This is a genomic window from Gilliamella sp. X-60, assembly GCF_057063585.1.
In genome coordinates this window covers 150,321-170,917 of record NZ_JBXSQJ010000003.1, presented here as the reverse complement: position 1 = coordinate 170,917, position 20,597 = coordinate 150,321, and the positions used below count along the sequence as shown (strand labels likewise).

Genomic DNA, 20,597 nt, shown 5'->3' with positions numbered 1-20,597 from the left:
ATTATTTTTACAACAAGTACTAAAAACTTGGTTTATCGCATTATTTTATTTACGGTTATAATCAAACCATGCGGTTAAAGCAGCTTACAAATAATATCGCCCATTTCATCGGTCGATACTGGCTGCTCTTTTTGGGCTAGATCAATAGTACGATAACCTTGCTCTAATGCTTTATTTACAGCTGTTTCGATAGTTGACGCAATATCATTTCTTTTTAAACTATAACGTACTAGCAATGCTAAAGATAGAATTTGTGCTGCTGGATTGGCAATGTTTTTACCAGCAATATCTGGTGCACTACCGCCTGCAGGTTCGTATAATCCAAATCCTTGTTCGTTAAGGCTGGCAGAAGGTAACATACCCATAGAGCCAGTTATCATAGCGCATTCATCAGACAAGATATCACCAAATAAATTTGAACATAAAATTACGTCAAACTGTGAAGGATCTTTAACTAATTGCATAGTAGCATTATCGATATACATATGTTCAAGAGCAACATCTGGATAGTTTTTAGCAACTTCATTCACTACTTCGCGCCATAAAATTGAGGTTTGCAATACATTAGCTTTATCAATTGATGTCACTTTTTGGCGGCGTAAACGTGCGGCTTCAAAGCCCATTTTAGCGATACGTTCGATTTCAAAACGGTGATACACCTCAGTATCAAAAGCCTTTTCTTGAGCACCACTTCCTTCTCGTCCTTTTGGTAAACCAAAATAGATACCACCAGTTAATTCGCGCATGCATAAAATATCAAAACCACGCTGGGCAATATCAGCCCGTAATGGGCAAAGATCTTCTAACCCTTTATATAAGCGAGCAGGGCGCATATTAGCAAATAATTTGAAATGTTTGCGTAGTGGCAATAACGCACCACGTTCAGGTTGTTGGTCGGGGGGTAAGTTAGTCCATTTTGGCCCACCCACTGAGCCAAATAAAATAGCATCGGCTTTTTCGCATCCTTCAAGGGTTTCATTAGGTAATGGGCAACCATGAATATCAATCGCTGCACCACCGATATCATATTCACTAGTAGTAATAGAAAGTTGATATTTTTTGCGGATAACGTCTAATACTTTATAGGCTTGTTTCATCACTTCTGGGCCAATGCCGTCGCCGGGCAGAACTGCAATATGGTAGTTTTGTGACATTTTTTATTCCTTTTCAATCTTATTTAATTTTCTTATTTTGCTGTTGCATGAGCAAAACAAATTATTTTTTAATCTTTGTGTAATTTTTGTTTTTCTTGGGCAACTTGATTTGCTCTATACACATTATTTAATACATTAATTAAAGCCAAAGCGGATGAGTGAACAATATCGGTTGCAAGTCCAACACCATGGAACTTACGTCCCTTATATTCTGCAACAATATCCACTTGCCCTAACGCGTTTTCACCTTGTCCTTTAGAAGCTAATTGGTATTTGACAATCGAAATAGGCTCGCCAGTAATCCGATTTATGGCTTGGTAAACCGCATCGACAGGGCCATTACCCGTTGCTGCATCAGAATACTTTTTATCGCCAATTAATAAACTGACTGAAGCAGTTGAAACCACTGTTGAACCTGACTGAACATTAAAATAATTCAAAACATAATGTTCTTTTTCATCTTTCAATTGGTTGATGAAGATTAATGCTTCTAAATCATAATCAAACACTTGACCTTTTTTATCAGCCAGCTCTAAAAACGCCTCATAGACTTGATCTAAGTTATAATCTTTATCGTGATAACCCAGTTCTTCTAAACGATGTTTAACCGCGGCGCGTCCTGAGCGAGAGGTTAAGTTTAATTGAATTTGATTTAAGCCGATTGATTCTGGGGGCATAATCTCGTAAGTTTCACGATTTTTTAAAACTCCATCTTGATGAATCCCCGACGAGTGCGCAAAAGCGTTACTACCAATAATTGCTTTATTGCCCGGAATTGGCATGTTAGTAATTTGACTGACAATTTGGCTTGTACGATAAATCTCTTGATGATTGATATTGGTATGAACATTTAAAATATTTTGGCGAACTTTGATTGCCATAATCACTTCTTCAAGTGCGGTATTACCCGCACGTTCGCCTAAACCATTCATCGCTCCTTCAATTTGCCGAGCGCCTTCTTGAACCGCGCTAATCGAGTTAGCCACCGACATGCCCAAGTCATCATGGCAATGAACAGAGATAATCGCTTGATCAATGTTCGGGACACGTTCAAATAAGGTATGAATAATGCCACCAAATTGATAAGGGAAAGTATAACCGACAGTATCCGGAATATTGATCGTTCTTGCCCCGGCTTTAATTGCTGCCTCAACGATCCGACATAAGTTATCAATTGGGGTACGACCTGCATCTTCACAAGAAAACTCCACATCATTAGTATAATTACGTGCACGTTTAATACAGTGCACCGCCCGTTCAATGACATCATCAAATGTCATTTTTAATTTATCTTTAACATGTAAGGTTGATGTTGCCATAAAAGTATGAATTCGAAATTGATCGGCAACTTTTAATGCCTCGGCAGCAACATCAATATCTTTATCAACACAACGAGATAAGGCACAAACACGGCTATCTTTAATGGTTTTAGCAATCGTTTGGACTGATTCAAAATCACCGGGTGATGATACAGGAAAGCCAACTTCCATCACATCCACTCGCATTCGCTCAAGTGCAAGCGCTATTTGTAACTTTTCTTTAACACTTAAACTTGCTTGCAATGCCTGTTCGCCATCACGTAACGTTGTATCAAAAATAATGACTTGATCGCTCATTGTTTTTCCTTTTTATATATTTTAGCGCTATCACGGTATTTCAAGTTAAGAAAACAAAAAACCCGCACTGTAGCGCGGGTTCTTGTAATTTGTTGAGTTGTTTATTTAACTACTTCTTTTACTCCACACACAAGCTATCCGCGCAAGTTGATGCGAGGAGGAGGCTGAGGTCGAGTGATAAATAGTTAACAAACATAAAAATCTCTATTTTGATTGTAATTAATACAGACTAAAACTGATGATATTTTTACCAAATGATATTAGTGGTGTCAATGATTATTTGCAGCCAATCTTAATATATTCTATTTTTATTAAAACAAAGTACCTAATACTAAATTAAGTATTACTTCACTATTTGACAAATCTATTAAAATAATAAGTTGAGACATAATGAAACCGAATTATAATAATGAAAAGAATAACTCACGAGGGTCTAACAATGAACATAGTTGATATTTCTCAAAAACGCTATACTACCAAACATTATGATCCAACCAAAAAAATCCCAGCCGATCAGATTGAACAATTATTGACAGTTTTAAAAAACAGTCCATCATCGGTTAATTCACAGCCATGGCATTTTTATGTTATTGATAGTGATGCGTCAAAAAATAAAATTTTACCCGCTATACTTGAATTTAATCAACCAAGAGTGACTGGCGCTTCGCACACTATTGTCTTTTGTATTAAAACGCCAATAGATGAAGCTCATTTAGTCAATCTGCTTAATCAAGAAGAGAAAGACGGTCGATACCCTTCAGCCGATCTTAAACAAGCGCAAGATCAAGGTCGTCGACACTTTGTAAAGCTCAATAGCACAACCATTGAATCGCAACAATGTTGGGAAAGTAAGCAAGTTTATCTGGCATTAGGGCAACTGCTTTTTGCAGCAGCGGCAATTGGTATTGATTCAACGGCTATTGAAGGATATGACGCCCAAAAAATGGACGAGATCTTAGATCTGAAAAGCAAAGGACTTAAAAGTATTATTGTTGCCACATTAGGCTATCGAGCCGAAAATGACGGCAATGCGTATCGACCAAAATCACGCTTACCAAAAGAACAAATTTTCACATTTTTATAATATAACTTGAAATATCCTCCATCTGAATTGAGCTATATGCAGAGGATATTTTTTGATTGATTTCAGTTAACTATTCTATCCAGCTTGTAGATCATTGGGTTATAACTATATTTATGTTCATATTTCATAGTTAATTATCAGTGTTAATAAATGTCAATTTTTGATACTGGATTTTTTTACTAATTTTTGAAAATTAAGTTTGGTTATTAGCATTTAATATGTTGTTCTTCTTATCCAAACTTGTTTCGATAACCAACGTAAAAAGGGTTTTACAAGCCTTAATAAGGCAGTCATTTTTTACTTTAAAGTCGCATTATATTTTGATTATAATTAGTCTTGTAATTTTGTCAGTAGTTGTAGGTTAAGTGCTATAAATTTTTAAAGTCATTTTTTTATTGATAGCCAAAACATTGTTAGTGATTTGAAAAACAGGCAGTTAGGTGTTTTTAATATGGAAAACACCTAACTAAGCAAAAATTAACGAATAATGAGTAAATATGCTATGACAAAACCAACAATCCCTCATCTTGGTCAACTAAATCATTTAACGTTAAAAATTGTGGAACATTATACATTGCAATTAATTTGTGTGTTATTGTTAGAGTTGATGATAGTAAACCATGCGATTGCTTTATCCGCTAACACAACAGCAGTGATTCAAGGCAGTGCGCCTTATTTCACTTTTGATGGCGGTAGAACTAAAGTGACAAATAGTCAAGGACTATTAGGCATAACACTATCAGATGGTCGCCAGTATGTTGCACCAGGCAGTCCATCAGGGCTATATCCTAATGGGATAGAAAACACCTCAAGTGTGGAAAATCCAATAGTATTACCTGATGGAATCACAACCTTTGCTAGCATTAAAACGTCAGTTCCCTTAGTCAGTGATGGTAATAACAGTTATCCAAATATTGCTTTAAACAATCTAGCTAATTCATATGGCTATTGGGCGGATGATGATGGCGATGAAAATGTGCGTGCTACAGGTAATTTAACCGTGGTATGGCAGGATAAAAATGGAATAGACATTACAAGCCAAATCAAAAGTAATCAAATACAAACATTAGATCCGTGTGACGCCCCTTATAAGCTAGAAATCAAGGCAACGAGTGGTCAACTATCTACTTTGTACGGTATACCCAATATAACTCGCTTTAGTAAAGAAGCAACATCATATTATATCAGTTCTAAAATAGATAGGCCTTATGTTTGTTATGCACAGCCGAATATACTTAATAGCAGGGGAGAGACAAAGGATCCAAGTTGGGTTGATAACAAGGGATTTAAGGTGGCCAGTATTAGTAACCTTGCTGACAATTTTCCCTCAACGGGGTCAAATGGGTTGCATTTTTATTTGTTATTAGCAGGCATTACTCCAGAGCAAGTCATCGCAGCAAATGGCACAACCGTTTTTGCAGAAAGTGGCGGAAACACGGTAAACTTATCCCTCACAGCAGAACAAAAATCTACTTTTCTTGCTCGCTCTCAAGTGGCATTAAAGATTTTATTAAATGGACCAAACAAAGATTCAAGCAATACAAAGTTTACCCCCTCAGAATTTAAGCTGTATGCTGATAGTGAGCATAACCAGTTACTTTATCACTTTAAAATCGAACGCTGGTATGTTATTAAGCCTGGTTTCGCTGGTGGTTATGATAGTGCTAGAGTATTTTGTAATAGTCTTGGTAATGGTTATCGAATTCCAGGGGTTGAAGACTATACTAATGCGAATGGGTATCGTTGGAGAGATGGCGCCCCTGGAGTAGGTTCTTATTATCGTCGGCAAATGAGTTATAAAAATGGTAACAAATGGGTAGGAGGTTTATTGAATGAATGGGGAAAATTAGATTCGGCTGATAAAAAGGATTATCCCGCTGCGATAGACTGGAAAAATAGTGGAGGTCCATGGGGATACGACATATATTGGGCATTCCAATTTTCCGGCATCGGAGAATACTACGATGTTAACAGCGATGGCTATATAGGAAGCAATTACGAATCAACGACAACCCACAGGGTAGTGTGTGTCGCACCTTAAAAGATAGTGAGCAATGAGTAGTATAGTGCTATAAAATAATCATTAAAAGCCGTGATGGGTAACTAATATTGTTGTCCATTACGGATGTTTAAAAATGATAACTCTTTTCATAAAGTCCTTTTCATATAGATATTGAGTCTATTCCTGTATTTTTTTCATAATAAGATCAATTAGCGAGGGTCTTACAAAACTTAACATAAAAATTATTTTTTACTTTAACGTCAGATTATAATGAGTCTTGTATTGTAAATATCCCAATTTTTAGTAAAAAACTAATGTAAAAAATTACGCTACTTGTTTTAGTGTTTTAAATTCAATGGGCGTCATATTATTTAATGCCTCATGCGGTCTTTCAGTATTATATATGGTAAGCGATTGTTCGGTCAGCTTGCTTTAGGTTGTTAAAAAGATAAAAATCTAACACTTCTGTTCGATAAGTCCAGTTAAATCGTTCAAAATTGTTAAATTGAAGTTATTACCAATATTAAATATTTCCACAAAAGTTAAAATGTTAGAAATATAACACCACATTTTAATTAAAAAATTACTATCACCTTAAAGTTGAATTGTTTTCATCTTCACATTTCTTTACAAAAAAAATCCGACAAAAACTAGCCAACCATTTTTTTAGCGGCTATAATTTGATCGCTTTAGAAGTTTAAGCTTATTAAATAAGCGAACAGTTATAAAAATATAAATAAAACAAAATATTACTTGACAGGTGAGACGTGATGCATTATCATTTTAGACACCAGACACCAGACACCAGCACTGGCAAACCTGCGTCTTAAATTTATCCAATAACGCACTTAGGCAATTTTTCACACTTTTCTCATTTATATCCTCAAAGTTATCGCTTAAATTATTATCGAAATTGTTCCGAAAAATCTTGTTGGTGTTGGGTCTGTTATTATTGCCGTATTCATGGAGTTTAGAGGCATTAACAAGTAAAAGTGGTCGAGCAAATAATCATCGTAGTGATGCTATAATATTACCATCGTCCGAAAACCCATGTCTAAAATATGATACAGGCGGGGATGCAAGTTCAGCTGACATATGGATATGGAATCCTGATTATTTTGATCCAAGTGCGCCATTAGTTTGTTATGCTCAACCTAATTTATCAAATGATTCCAGTAATAATACTGTATATCAAGATTTAGATGGTCCGGATTGGGCAAAAGGAAAAGGATTTGTTCCACAAGATGTAAACAATCCACAACGTAATTTCCCGTCGACAGGAACAAATAATGTTTATTTTTATTTATTGTTAGCAAACATAACACCAGAAGCTATTATTTTAGCTAATGGCGCTAGTGTATCTCCAGAGTTAGGGAATGGTATTAGTTTAGCTTTATCATCTGCACGTACACCGGGTTGGGGAAAAGGCTCACAAGATGTTGCTTTAAAGATAGTATTGAAAGGTCCTACAAATAGTAGCGCTAATAAAAATTTTAGTCCGTCTACATTTAAGCTTTATTCTGATAGAGCCAAAACTAACGTATTGTATAGCTTTAAAATTGAAAGATGGTATATAGCCCAAGGGGTTGGTATAAATGCTTCAGTGAGTAAGGCAAAAGATTATTGCAATCAAATTGGTTATCGGATGCCGAGTGTTGCAGATTATACTAATGCAAATAATGATGATGTGTGGACTGGAGGTATTCCCGGAAGAAATATCAATGGTTATCGACGCCAATTGAGTTATCGTAGCGGTAATGGTAAGTGGATTGGTGGGTTATTTAATGAATGGGGAACCCTATTTAACAATCCTGATCACTATTTAGGTCTTGACGACTGGGAAACTAGGCATCCTTATGATTGGTATTGGACAATCGATCCATACAAGGGAGAATCAATTCGAGTCGATCTAGGGGATGGGGATTTAGGTTATGGAGTAACTTATGAACTATACAGAGCTGCTTGTGTTAAGCCATAGTTAAATTTGCTTTATCTGTTCAGCAAATAGTTTGACTTTGTAACTTTTTGAAGTTACAGAGGTTATTTCGAATAAGTTAATTATAGAACTTACTCGCATTGTTTACAGTAATTTGCAAAAAAACTGTAATAAATAGACATAAAAAAGCAAAATTAACACCTTATCACTGTATTTCTAGTATATATTCTTAATTAGCAATTTATTGATAATAAATTTAAAAATAAAATGTTTTTACTAGACTTAAACAAATATAATCTCCCATTTTTTAATTCTATCAGTATTTAAGATACATTATTGTATAAGCAATTAGAGCATTCTTGTAAATAACCCTAGACCCAATCCTAAGAATCGCTACAATATACGCCATTAGTCATATAGCAAATACTTTTTGCTATTTTTAATCAATTAAACGGATAATGTTTTATGGCGCAATATGTTTATACCATGAATCGCGTAGGGAAGATTGTTCCTCCTAAACGCTATATTTTAAAAGATATCTCTTTAAGCTTCTTTCCGGGTGCAAAAATCGGTGTGCTCGGTTTAAATGGGGCGGGTAAATCTACCTTACTGCGCATTATGGCAGGGGTTGATACCGAAATTGAAGGTGAAGCACGTCCACAGCCGGGCATTAAAATTGGTTATTTACCACAAGAGCCGAAATTAGATCCTAAACAAACCGTGCGCGAAGCTGTAGAACAAGCAGTTTGTGATGCTAAACAAGCACTGGCTCGGTTAGATGAAGTATATGCCGCTTATGCTGATCCTGATGCCGATTTTGACAAATTAGCCAAAGAACAAGCTGAACTAGAAGCCATTATTCAAGCACAAGATGCGCATAATTTAGATAACCAATTAGAACGAGCTGCTGATGCACTGCGTTTACCTGATTGGGATGCGAAAATTGAAAACTTATCAGGTGGTGAACGCCGCCGTGTAGCTATTTGTCAGTTATTGCTGGAAAAACCTGATATGTTACTCATTGACGAACCAACCAACCACTTAGATGCCGAATCGGTTGCATGGTTAGAACGATTTTTACATGACTATGAAGGCACTGTTGTTGCGGTAACCCACGATCGCTACTTTTTAGATAACGTAGCTGGTTGGATTTTAGAACTTGACCGTGGTGAAGGCATTCCTTGGGAAGGGAACTACTCATCTTGGCTTGAACAAAAAGATCAGCGTTTAGCGCAAGAAGCCTCGACCGAATCGGCACGTCGTAAATCGATTGAAAAAGAACTTGAGTGGGTACGGCAAAATCCAAAAGGACGCCAAGCAAAAAGCAAAGCCCGTTTAGCCCGTTTTGAAGAGCTCAACAGCAACGATTACCAAAAACGTAACGAAACTAATGAACTATTTATTCCACCTGGGCAACGTTTGGGTGATAAAGTGATTGAGGTCAATAACCTAACTAAATCGTATGGCGATCGTGTGTTGATTGATAATCTGTCTTTTAGCATTCCAAAAGGGGCAATTGTTGGCATTATTGGTCCAAATGGGGCAGGTAAATCCACGCTATTTAGAATGCTGTCGGGCAAAGAGCAACCCGATTCAGGTACCATTACTTTAGGTGAAACTGTGCAGTTAGCCTCGGTTGATCAGTTCCGCGATAACATGGATGATAAAAAAACCGTTTGGGATGAGATCTCAAATGGTCAAGATATTATGCGTATCGGCAATTTTGAAATTCCAAGCCGTGCTTATGTTGGTCGTTTTAACTTTAAAGGTGTTGATCAGCAAAAACGTGTGGGTGAACTTTCAGGTGGTGAACGAGGACGCGTGCATTTAGCTAAATTATTGCAAGTGGGCGGTAATGTTCTGTTACTTGACGAACCGACCAATGACTTAGATGTCGAAACGCTACGTGCGCTGGAAAATGCATTATTAGAGTTCCCGGGCTGTGCCTTAGTGATTTCGCATGACCGTTGGTTCTTAGATCGCATTGCGACCCATATTTTGGATTATCAAGATGAAGGCCATGTTGAATTTTTTGAAGGTAACTTTACCGAGTACGAAGAGTGGAAAAAACGCACACTAGGTGCTGAGGCATTAGAGCCAAAACGCGCTAAATATAAACGAATCACCAAATAGATTTAACCTTCATTGCATTCCGCTGAAATTATGTCAGCGGAATGGTTTTATCTTCTTGATATCTATCTGAAACTATTTTTTACACGGGATGACTTAAACTAACGCCTTAGAAACTTTAATAATGTTGGCAAAGGTATCGGTTAGCAAACGCGGTATAGCGTTTATACCACGTGATTTTGCATCATCACAAATGGCAATAGCAAGATCAGGTTTTGAACTTTTATGAATCGCTTTTTGAATAATTTGATGTACAGGCAGATCAATATGCTGTGTTGTATTATAAGCAGCGAGTTTATAAACGTGACTAAATCCATGTTTAAATAAGAAGTTTTCAATATCTCGGGCAGGTAAAACAGTTAAGTAATCATTGGGGTTTTTATCGTTGCCACATAGTGATTTTATGGTATCGGCATATTTTTTACCAGCCATATCTCCATCGGTTATCACATACCAATGAATGCCCATTTTATTAGCATACTTTATGAGTGGTTTCAAACCGCATTGCGCAAATTCAATCAACTGAACGCCTTCAGAACTTAAATGATAACCGCTCTGTTCAGCCAATTCACGCAGTAGCCAAACTTCGGTTTCGCCCTCGACTAATAACCAACATCGAGCAAATAAGGCATTTGATCGCCGGTAAAGAATGTGAAAGGCAATACGACGGCTATCGCTTATGCTTAATGAATGGGGTTGGATGTATTTGACGACAATATGATCAGGCTGGCGAATTAAGCGATAAAGGCTTTCTAATGGAAATAATGAAACCAGATCACTTGAGTTCGAGGTGATAATTTTTTGAGTAGGAAAGTTTTTAAGTAAACGAAATGCGACAGATAAAATAATAGGATGAAGTGAACTTTCAGGCTCTTCTAAAATTAAAATCGGCATGGCGCTTGGTGAAAATGAATAATTCCCTTTCGCTTCAATAATAGATCCGAAAATACCTAAAAATACAGTTCGTAAATAATCATTATCAAGGTTATCTAATATGTCATTAATTTGTTCTAAAACCGTCCAATCTTCAGTTCTTGGCGTACTTGTTGTATTTTTTTGTTTGTAATGATAGCGGTGTGCTTGATCGACAAAGTAATATGCTAATAATGAGCGTGCGGCTTGTAGACCTCGAGCTAGTTCCTTTTGGGTTAATTCGGCTGAATGGGCTTTTAGTTGGTTAGAAAGCTGTGCAATATAGTTTTCTGAAAACGGTTCGTTAGTTACAGGTAATTGCGTAGGGTTAATCGCATTTTTAAGTATCATCACTGGGTTTAGACTGATTAAAATCGCAATTAATAATTTTTCATTTTCAATATTAACAGGTTTATCCTGTCCATTGAGCAATTTATGTTGGGTTATAATTTGGTTATTTTGTTTATTGGCCGAAATTTGATAAGTAATTCGATGCAAATTATCTTGCTCTGATAGATACGAAACAGAGCGTAATGGCTGGTAATCTTCATGATTCAATTCATGTAAATGCGATTGGCAATAAGTGGCTTTAATGATGATATTATCACCATAATGTTGATATTGATTATGGTAAAAATCGGATTCAACAAATTGGTAAAACTTATTATCGAGCGATAACAGTTGCAACGCACTAATTAAACTCGAGCGCCCCCAACGATTTTCCCCCATGAGTACACTAGAGCCTGCATTTAATTTTAAAGATAGCTGACTGATACCCTTAAATCCTGAAATATCAATTTGTTCAATAAACATAATGTATCCTTATTATTGCTAAAGGTGATACTTTTCGGTCCGTTTACGAATTCGTTCTGCTTTTTTGTGCGTACTATTAATTAATTTCGTTTCATCATGCAAAATAGTTTTCAAAGACTTATTAAAATAGATTTTTAAAAACAGCAAAATATCACGATCAGTTAAGCCAATTTTAGTGGATGAAAAATAAAGCCCAATTAAATCTTTATCTCGCCAGCGGGTAGGCACTTTATTGCGAGTTTGTGCTCGGTGTAAATCGATAACCGATAATTTGATTTTTTGCTGATTTTCAAATAACGGTAAATCCAGCAAAAAATGACACAAATAACAATCACGATGATTAACGCCAGCGGCGTGCATTTTTGCTACCATTTTAGCCAAATAAACAATTAAAGAACGCTTTAAGTGATAGCTTGGCGGTTTAGTTTGCCACGAGTTTGTAAAATCTTCTAAACTGATTGTCGGATTAAGATCTTGAGTGATAATAAATGAATGACGAGTCAACGGATTTAATCCTTTGCGTCCAAAAGCACGCCCATCCATGGTATTTACGTCAGCTTGCGCTAGGCGATGAATAGCATCCCATTCCTGCTTAGCATCTAAAACAGGTAAACGCAATGAAATTAGATTTTTAACAATTTCTTTAACTGTTGTACCGCGATGAATTTTAATAAAATAAGATTGCCCAGTGAGCTCAAAATTCAACGTTTTGCGTTGTTTAACAGCACGATAGACTTTACCCGAGATTAACTCAACCTCAGCAAATGGATCTTTGTTTGTCCACAATTGATCAAAAGGTAATTTTAGCTTAATTTCATTCATGATTATCACAACCTAAAATAATATCTGCGGCGCGCTGGGCTAAATGATATAAATCTGCCGTTTTACCATAATTTATCGCATTGTTGTGCCAAGCTAGTAATTGATCGTGATCGGTGATGGCATTTTGCACCGCTTCATTGAGATCTGCTTGGACAAAAGGATCGGCAAGGATCACTCCAGCATTTGCATCGTGTATATGATAAGCATACCCTGAAATGCCCGATACAATAATCGGCACACCAGCGGCCAATCCTTCAACCAAAACCATACCGGCAGCTTCTTGCCTTGCAGGGTGCAATAGCAAATTTGCCGCAAATAAAAAGTCAGGGATATCATTACGTCCTGCAAAAAAACGAACTTGATGCCCAATGCCCAGTTTTGCAGCTAGTTTTTGGTAAGCATCGGGTTTGTCTTGCCCTACCACTAAAAAAGTGACTTTTTGCTTTAATTCATCAGGTAAAGCGGCAATGGCCGTTAACGAACGATCAACCCCTTTTCGTTTAAAATCCGATCCAATTTGCACAACTACAAAATGATCTTCATCAATTTGATTGGCTTGCCTAAATTGCTTACCTTTAGCTAGCGACTCATAATTGTATTGGCGATCTTGCGCAATACCGGGTGGCAAAAGGTAAAATCGAGACGGATCAGTATGGTAATAGTGCTCAAAATCACTAATTTGCTGTTTAGTCAAAACCATGACTTTGGTTTGGCTATGTTGATTAAATACCGCATTTTCAAAAGCCAAATAATGCTTACAGCGTTTAGACAATTTATAAAAAAAGCCCTTATGCGATACTTTTTCAGCAAAGCAGGTATCCCCAGCAAAATAGACATCTAAATCAGGCATTTTATTAAAGCCAACCACACAATCAACAGGATTTGTTTGTAAGTGTGCCTTCACCCAATGGTAATAAGATTGGTTACGGCTATGATTCGACCAGCCCTTTCTAGGCACTAAAATAATATCAAACCCAGCAGGCTTATCGCCTTGCCACGCCATCACATAAATTCGCACACGATGACTACGAGCTTGACAAGCCTTAGCAATTTGCAAAAAATCACGTTGCAAACCACCAAAAGGAAAATATTTATAGATACAAAACGCCAGTTGCATGCAGGTTGCCTCAAATTGGAAAGGGATATTATATACTTATTGATAAGCAAGGTGCAAAAATAGCTGGTTTTGTGAGGGTTTTCTTAAAAAATAATTAGGTATTAAATTGATTTTATTTAGGTTTTTATTTTTTATTTTTATTGAAATCAATCAATTACTTAAGTTTAAAAAAAGAGGATGTTCTATAAATCTTATTGATCAACGATAAGTAAACCCTTACTCTTAATTAAAAATGGCTATTTAATAGTGCAAAAATAGGAGTAATGGAATTGATTTTATTATTTAACGAGTAAGAAACAAGTTTCATGTATCGTTGCTTGAACTAAATACCCTAACTCCGTAAAATAAACAAAATTTTATTTTTGGTCTATTATGCAACTTCATCTTGTCGTTAATACCTTTGGCTCCGATCTTCAGCGTCGATATGGCGAAAAAATCTATAAACTGACCTTACACGGGGGGTTTAGCTGTCCTAACCGCGATGGCACTATCGGCTTGGGGGGATGCACTTTTTGTAATGTGGCATCGATTATTGATGAATCAATACAAGTTAAATCAATTGCCGATCAACTGGTATCGCAAGCTCATCAAATGAAAAAATCCAAACGCTATCTTGCATATTTTCAAGCCTATACCAGTACTTATGCTGAAGTTGCAATTCTAAAAAATATGTATGAACAGGCGCTAAATAGTGCCGATATTGTCGGACTTTGTGTGGGGACTCGCCCTGATTGCGTTCCGAATGAAGCGCTTAATTTACTGGCAGATTATCAATCTCAAGGTTTCGAAGTATGGTTAGAACTGGGTTTACAAACGGCTCATGATAAAACCTTGCACGACATAAATCGTGGACATACTTTTAACGATTATCATCAAACCTTACAAAAAGCTCGTCATCTTGGTATTAAAGTGTGCACTCACTTAATTATTGGCTTACCCAAAGAAACCAAACAAGCTAATTTAATTACGCTTGAACGTGTATTAAATAGTGGCGTTGACGGCTTAAAATTGCACCCTTTGCATATTGTTGATGGCAGTATTATGGCAAAAGCATGGCGAGCTGGTCGTATCAATATTTTATCATTGGATGAATATGTCGATATCGCTGGCGATATCATTAGGCAAACGCCCGCCAATATTTTATATCATCGCATTTCAGCTAACGCTAGAAAGCCAACCTTGCTAGCGCCAGATTGGTGCGAAAACCACTGGCAATCAATGAACGCAGTCGATCATAATTTACGCCAATTTGGCGCCCAAGGTAGCGCTATTGGCGATGGTTATTGTTTTAAGTTGTAGTAGTTTTTTTGAATGGTACTACAAAGCAGATAAAATAATCATAACATCATAATTTAAATTAAAATTAAAAGGATTTTAGGTCGATTATGAAACTTGTTTCGTTTATCTATTTGTTTTTGCTATTAGGTTTAATTAATTTATTTTCAACTTCTCATTACAAGTGGATGTTGGAATCAGGTGATATCGACAACCTCAGCCAACTTCCATCGGGTAGATGATATACTACTGAGCCTATAATTTTTTTAATTCCATTTATTTGTCTGTTATTTTTAATAAAAAATAAAAAAATAAGATATGCATATTTATTAATAGCACTCATCTATCTTTTATGGTCGTTTTTAGGGCGTTACAGTTGGTGTTAACGGCTAAAACCGATGATTTACTCTTTGTTAAGCAGCGATTTTACGTTTTCAGTTAAAAGATCCTCTTTTAGGCTTAACGATGTTATCGTTGTTACCTGAAAGATTTTTGAGCAAAAGATTGTTTGGGATTTAAATAGGTTTCAGAGATTGCCACTAAAGTTATTTTTTGATCAAAGGATAAAATGTCCGAAACTCACGGCATCCCAAAGCTGAATCTAACACATTAACAAAACTTTACTAAAATTAAAAAATACTAGCCAAGATTTTTTTAAACAGTTATACTTCGATCAACTAAAAATCAGTTTATTTAACAAGCAATTAAACATATAAAAGATAAATAAAACAACAATTTAATTGACGGGTGAACTATAATGTATTATCATTTTGAACAGCGAACAGCGAACAGCGAACAGCGAACAGCGAACAGCGAACAGCGAACAGCGAACAGCGAACAGCGAACAGCGAACAGCGAACAGCGAACAGCGAACAGCGAACAGCGAACAGCGAACAGCGAACAGCGAACAGCGAACAGCGAACAGCGAACAGTTGCCTTAAATTTATCACATAACACATTAAACAAGTTTTTACTCTCACCTCGAATTTATCTCCTCAGACTATTATCAAAATTATCCCTAAAACTCCCGTTGGCATTGTTGTTATTGTCGTCTTTATGGCATTCGCAGGCATTGGCCAGCAAAAATGGTCGAGTCGTTAATAATCGTAGTGATGCAATCGTATTATCGCCATCACCATTCATCAACTTCGCTCGGCCGAATTTGGTTTACGGCACACGTGAAAACGCTGGTCCTGCTGGCATATGGCATCCAAAGAAAGGATTCTTTACGCAATCAATCAACCCCTCATCATATGCGCTTAATTTTCCGACCACGGGTGCTAATGGATTATATTTTGATTTAGACATAGAAGGTGTTGATGCAAGTGAATTGACATGGGAGCCCGTTACACATGAGGGAATAACCGCTACGGTGACACAGAAAGCAACAAGCCATTATGAGGATGATTGGCTTGATGGTCCAGAAGATGTGACGCGTGTTATCTTAACAGGTCCTAGAGTAAATGATGATGATGTTGATGAAAACGGTAATTACCTTGAAATCAGTCAACATCCAACTTACCTAGGTCTAGTTGGCAAGCCAAATTTACCGCAGACATTCGAGTTAGTGGGTAAAGATAAAGAGGGTAATGTGGTTGTAACATATGGATTTGTATTACAGAAGTGGTTCCTCCTGCGCAATGACGTATGGAATTATAATGCTCCAACCCACGCCGAGTGGTGTGATGGTTTAGGCTATCGACTTCCAAAAGTAAAAGACCTTACCAATGCGTTCTGTCGAGGTTTCGACAGACACGAATGTCAAGGTGCTGTTGGTGCCACGCCGTCATCAAAAGGTAATTATTACCAGCGCCAAATAGGGGCTGGATTTTTCACGGAGTGGGGCGCCATGTACCATTATACCGAGGGTTCAGATTTTGGTAACGACGGCCACCCAGTAAGTGATCCAACGGGTGACAATACGTACTTTGCTGTGACCACATTTGACGGTCAAGTGTTGCGTAACCCTGCGTATATCGATTATGAGGGGCTTTGCGTCACTCCATAGTTTTTTAGTTCTTAGTCTTAGGTAGGAGGGGATGATATTAATTAAGGACAAGCAATCAGAGAAAGCAGCTCAGCATAGGTGACTGAGCTGATGATGACAAGTTTGCGCTTTTGTGGTTAAACTGCAAAAGTGTTTTTAAAAAAAATCAATAAAAAATCGATATCAGAATGTTTTTATAAAATACATACCAATCTTTCACAACACCCAAAGCCAACCATTGCAACAAAAATAAACATATAACCATTTTATTTTAATCAAAAATATTAATTCCCTTCCTGAACGTTTTTTATAAGAAAAACACTCGGATTTTTTACGACTCTCAAAGGTCAATATTGCCTTTTAACCGCAATAGAATCCTGCCTAAATTAAGCCACTTGTCAAAGTGAAATAATCCGATCGAACAACGGATTATCAGTCAAACGATGCGTAACCATGATTAGTGTTTTATTTTTGCATGTTTGTTTGATCAATCGAATAATTTGTTGTTCTGTTTGTTGATCAAGGCTTTCTGTGGGTTCATCCATTAAAATTAATGGTGAATTATGCAGTAATGCCCTTGCTATGCCAATTCGGCGAATTTCACCGCCCGATAAAGCGCGACCACCTTGTCCAACTAGTAAATCTAAACCTTGCTCGGTTGTGAGTAATTTGTCGAGTTCAACTTGGTGTAATACGTCGATTAACTGTTGCTCGGTAGCTTGTTGATTGCCTATTAGCAAGTTTTGCCTTAAGGTGTCACTAAAAATAGTGATCACTTGAGGCACCATGGCGATAGCTTGTCGTAGTGTTTTTTCGTCAAGTTGATTAAGTTCAATACCGTTGATATAGATATGGCCTAATTGAGGTTCCCATGTGCGATTAACCAGACTTAATAAGGTTGATTTACCGCAACCTGTTTTACCAACCACACCAATATGTTCACCTTGTTCTATTGTCAACGAAAAATCCGTTAATACCGCAAAGGGTTGATTGGGATAGCTGAAATTAATTTGTTCAAATTGCAATTTTGCCGAACTTAAATCTATCGCTTTACCTTTGTCAACAAATTGGATATCGGGTATTTGGTTAAAAATAGCCGTTGTACGTGTGGCAGAAGTGAGTACTTGCCCTAAAAAGATAAATGCACCAGGAATTGGCATGAGTATTTCGGCACTTGCAAGACTAACAAATACAAATAAAGCCACTAAAGGGGATAGAGTGTATTGAGTAATTAGCCACAGAACCAGTAACGTTAAAAAGCCAGCAATAAGCAAGACCAATGCACTTGATAGCGCCATTAATGTTGATTGCCGTTGTTGATTATAGAGCCAGTTTGATTCAAGTTCATCAAGTTTCGCGCGATAGCGTGGTTGTGCATTAAATAGGATAAGTTCAGCTTGTCCTTGTAGGTAATTAATTAATAATAATCGGTATTCACTTTGTTGTTTAGCTAGTGTTTTACCTAGCTGTTTTCCAGCTTGATAAAAGATAACAGGTACCACAAGTAAAGTAGTTGTAAGGATAATGGTAATGATTAACGCAATGGGTAAGTTTATGCTTGCTAACCCTACAAACAAAACGCCAATGGTAACTAATGCGGTTACAATGGGCGAAAAGAGTTTTAGGTATAAGTGATCAAGTGCATCAATATCGACAATAAAGCGATTAAGCAAGTCTGCTCGTTGGTAATGAGCTAATTGATGGGTACTTAGTGGTAAAATTTTACGAAAAGCAAGTGTTCTTAAATAAGCCAAAATCTTAAATGTGGTATTGTGATCAACCAAACGCTCCATATAACGTGAAACGGTTCGAGTAATGGCGGCCGCTCGCACACCTGCCGCAGGCAACATATAATTAAATGTATATAAACCAGCCACGCCAACAAAAGCGGTAGAGGCTAAAAACCAACCCGATAGGGATAATAAAAATACGCTAGCAAGCAGTGTGAGAATCGCTAGCGATAAGCCAAATAAAATTTGCCAAAAATAGTGTTTATAAAGGGCTATATAGGGGCGCAATATGGCTAGCATAAATTCTCCTTGATATCACAATGTAGCTTGCCATTAGCTAATTGCCAGATCTGTGCAAAATCTTGCATATCATCTGTTTGATGAGTGATGGTGATGCTATTGGGTGCTATATGTTGCTTATCCAAATTTTGTATGGTTTGTTTATCTAAGCTGGCAGTTGGTTCATCAAGAATCAGTAATTGGCAAGGTTTAAGCATTGCTCTTGCTAAAGCGATCCGCTGTGCTTGCCCAACCGACAAACGTACCGCATCTTCACCAACTTGGGTTTCAATACCCTGTGGTAATTTTGCAATGACATCGGTTAATTGGGTTTTGGTTATCACTTCATCAAGTTCTTTTTCAGTGGCATTTTGCTTGCCAAGTAAAATATTATCGCGAATAGAACTATTTAACAGGTAAGGATTTTGTCCAATCCAGCTAATGTGTTGTTGCCAGTTATTAATATCTAATTGATTAAATTCTATACCATTAATTTTTAGTGAGCCTTGATAAGATAAAAAGCCGAGTAGTACTTGTATTAACGAGGTTTTACCTTCGCCACTTGTACCTATTAAAGCCAATTTAAATGGTGCTTGCAGGCTAAACGATAGCGGACCGACAATCGGTTGTTGTTCGCTAGATAAAACAATTAAGTTATTGGCTTCAATGGTTTGTAGTGGTTCAATCAATTTGTTGTTTACGGTATTAGCCTTGGTTTGTTCTTGTGGTAATTTTTTACTTAAAAACGTTTCGATATTATCAGCCGAGGCGATTGCTTCGGCTTTGGCATGATAGTAAGTGCCTAAATCGCGTAAAGGTTGAAAGTACTCAGGGGCTAAGATTAGTGCAAAAAAACCTGCAAATAAGGTAACGGTGCCATTGTATGTGCCAAAATTAAATTCGCCTAAATACGAAAAGCCAAAATAAACCGCGACAATGGCGATCGAAATAGAAGTAAAAAACTCTAACACTGCGGAAGATAAAAACGCGACTTTTAGGACTTGCATGGTTTTGATTCGAAAATGTTCAGACGCGCGGGCGATTTCGTTGGTCTGTTTTTCGCCTTGGTCGAATAGTCGAATGGTATTAAGCCCCTTTAAACGATCTAAAAAGTGACCACTTAAATAAGCGAGAGCTTTAAAATGACGGCGGTTAATATCAGCAGCTCCCATTCCCACTAAAATCATAAAGATAGGAATCAGAGGTGCCGTGCAAAGCAAAATTGCAGCAGCAGCCCAGTTAAATGGGAAGATAGCAATACAGATTAAAATCGGTGCCATGCTTGCCAAGCGCATTTGGGGTAGATAACGGGCAAAAAAGTCATGCAATTTATCAATTTGTTCAATGAGCAACGTGCTCCATGCGCCAATAGTACTTTGATTTAGATAAGCAGGCCCATGTAGCTCAAGTTGATCAATTACTTGCTGTCGAATTTGCTGCCGAACTTTTTTGCCTATAGCAAAGTTGATTTTTTCGCGTAGATAGATTAAACCCGCTCGAGCAAGTAGTACCGCAATTAATGCGCCAAAAAAGGGTAGAATATCTACAAAATGTTGTTGTTCAATAATGATTCTTTGCAAAATTATTGCAAGCAATCCCGCTTGGATAATGATTAATACCGTTAAAATAAAGCCAGTTAAAATTGAAGCTCGCAAATTAGCTTTATGCCTTTTTGCATGCTGTTTTAACCAGCCAAGTAGATAGGTCTGGCGTTTTTTATCTAATGACATAAAGATTTTT

The 20,597-nt window shown here is 37.0% G+C and carries 13 protein-coding genes and 1 pseudogene; 6 read left to right on the top strand and 8 right to left on the bottom strand.

Annotated elements, in window-relative coordinates:
• Positions 1-74: 74 nt before the first annotated feature.
• Complete coding sequence (gene leuB / locus ACYIAM_RS02950; protein WP_483747180.1) at positions 75-1,154, bottom strand: 3-isopropylmalate dehydrogenase; 1,080 nt, start codon at positions 1,152-1,154, stop codon at positions 75-77.
• A gap of 68 nt (positions 1,155-1,222) precedes the next feature.
• The gene (gene leuA / locus ACYIAM_RS02945) at positions 1,223-2,770 is read right to left on the bottom strand and encodes a 2-isopropylmalate synthase (RefSeq protein WP_483747179.1); all 1,548 of its coding nucleotides are present in this window, start codon (positions 2,768-2,770) and stop codon (positions 1,223-1,225) included.
• Between the two features lie 439 nt (positions 2,771-3,209).
• Between leuA and nfsB the strand changes: the two genes are divergently transcribed.
• Together nfsB and ACYIAM_RS02935 are read left to right on the top strand one after the other, a co-directional pair.
• On the top strand, positions 3,210-3,854 hold the full coding sequence (gene nfsB, locus ACYIAM_RS02940) for an oxygen-insensitive NAD(P)H nitroreductase (protein WP_160432054.1): 645 nt from the start codon (positions 3,210-3,212) through the stop codon (positions 3,852-3,854).
• Between the two features lie 502 nt (positions 3,855-4,356).
• Positions 4,357-5,895: a hypothetical protein gene (locus tag ACYIAM_RS02935; RefSeq protein WP_483747178.1), complete on the top strand. Its 1,539-nt coding sequence runs from the start codon at positions 4,357-4,359 to the stop codon at positions 5,893-5,895.
• Positions 5,896-6,180: 285 nt separating this feature from the next.
• Here the strand turns inward: ACYIAM_RS02935 and ACYIAM_RS02930 are convergent.
• Positions 6,181-6,349, bottom strand: a pseudogene (locus tag ACYIAM_RS02930) (integrase core domain-containing protein); the annotation flags it as partial.
• A gap of 441 nt (positions 6,350-6,790) precedes the next feature.
• Here ACYIAM_RS02930 and ACYIAM_RS02925 point away from each other — a divergent pair.
• Positions 6,791-7,834, top strand: coding sequence for a hypothetical protein (locus ACYIAM_RS02925; RefSeq protein ID WP_483747177.1), 1,044 nt, complete (start codon positions 6,791-6,793; stop codon positions 7,832-7,834).
• A 423-nt stretch (positions 7,835-8,257) separates the two neighbouring features.
• Positions 8,258-9,925: an energy-dependent translational throttle protein EttA gene (gene ettA / locus ACYIAM_RS02920; RefSeq protein ID WP_160432367.1), complete on the top strand. Its 1,668-nt coding sequence runs from the start codon at positions 8,258-8,260 to the stop codon at positions 9,923-9,925.
• Between the two features lie 93 nt (positions 9,926-10,018).
• Here ettA and ACYIAM_RS02915 read toward each other — a convergent pair whose 3' ends face one another.
• From ACYIAM_RS02915 to ACYIAM_RS02905, 3 genes are read right to left on the bottom strand one after another with little or no spacing between them, the layout of a single operon-like run.
• Positions 10,019-11,647 (bottom strand): DUF2813 domain-containing protein, encoded by a 1,629-nt coding sequence (locus tag ACYIAM_RS02915; RefSeq protein WP_483747176.1) that lies wholly within the window; start codon positions 11,645-11,647, stop codon positions 10,019-10,021.
• Between the two features lie 18 nt (positions 11,648-11,665).
• Positions 11,666-12,469: a lipopolysaccharide core heptose(I) kinase RfaP gene (gene rfaP, locus ACYIAM_RS02910; protein ID WP_483747175.1), complete on the bottom strand. Its 804-nt coding sequence runs from the start codon at positions 12,467-12,469 to the stop codon at positions 11,666-11,668.
• On the bottom strand, positions 12,462-13,586 hold the full coding sequence (locus ACYIAM_RS02905; protein WP_483747174.1) for a glycosyltransferase family 4 protein: 1,125 nt from the start codon (positions 13,584-13,586) through the stop codon (positions 12,462-12,464). The genes rfaP and ACYIAM_RS02905 overlap by 8 nt, the downstream gene beginning before the upstream one ends.
• Positions 13,587-13,958: 372 nt before the next feature.
• Here ACYIAM_RS02905 and mnmL point away from each other — a divergent pair, with 372 nt between their 5' ends.
• Both mnmL and ACYIAM_RS02895 read left to right on the top strand, forming a co-directional pair.
• Entirely contained in the window at positions 13,959-14,885 is a 927-nt protein-coding gene (mnmL, locus tag ACYIAM_RS02900; RefSeq protein ID WP_483747173.1) for a tRNA modification radical SAM protein MnmL/YtqA, read from the top strand.
• 733 nt (positions 14,886-15,618) lie between these two features.
• Positions 15,619-16,869: a hypothetical protein gene (locus tag ACYIAM_RS02895; protein ID WP_483747172.1), complete on the top strand. Its 1,251-nt coding sequence runs from the start codon at positions 15,619-15,621 to the stop codon at positions 16,867-16,869.
• A 377-nt stretch (positions 16,870-17,246) separates the two neighbouring features.
• Here the strand turns inward: ACYIAM_RS02895 and cydC are convergent, their stop codons facing one another.
• Both cydC and cydD read right to left on the bottom strand, forming a co-directional pair.
• A complete protein-coding gene (gene cydC, locus ACYIAM_RS02890; protein ID WP_483747171.1) occupies positions 17,247-18,878 on the bottom strand; it encodes a heme ABC transporter ATP-binding protein/permease CydC in 1,632 nt (543 codons plus the stop codon).
• Entirely contained in the window at positions 18,872-20,587 is a 1,716-nt protein-coding gene (gene cydD, locus ACYIAM_RS02885; protein WP_483747170.1) for a heme ABC transporter permease/ATP-binding protein CydD, read from the bottom strand. The genes cydC and cydD overlap by 7 nt, the downstream gene beginning before the upstream one ends.
• Positions 20,588-20,597 lie beyond the last annotated feature (10 nt).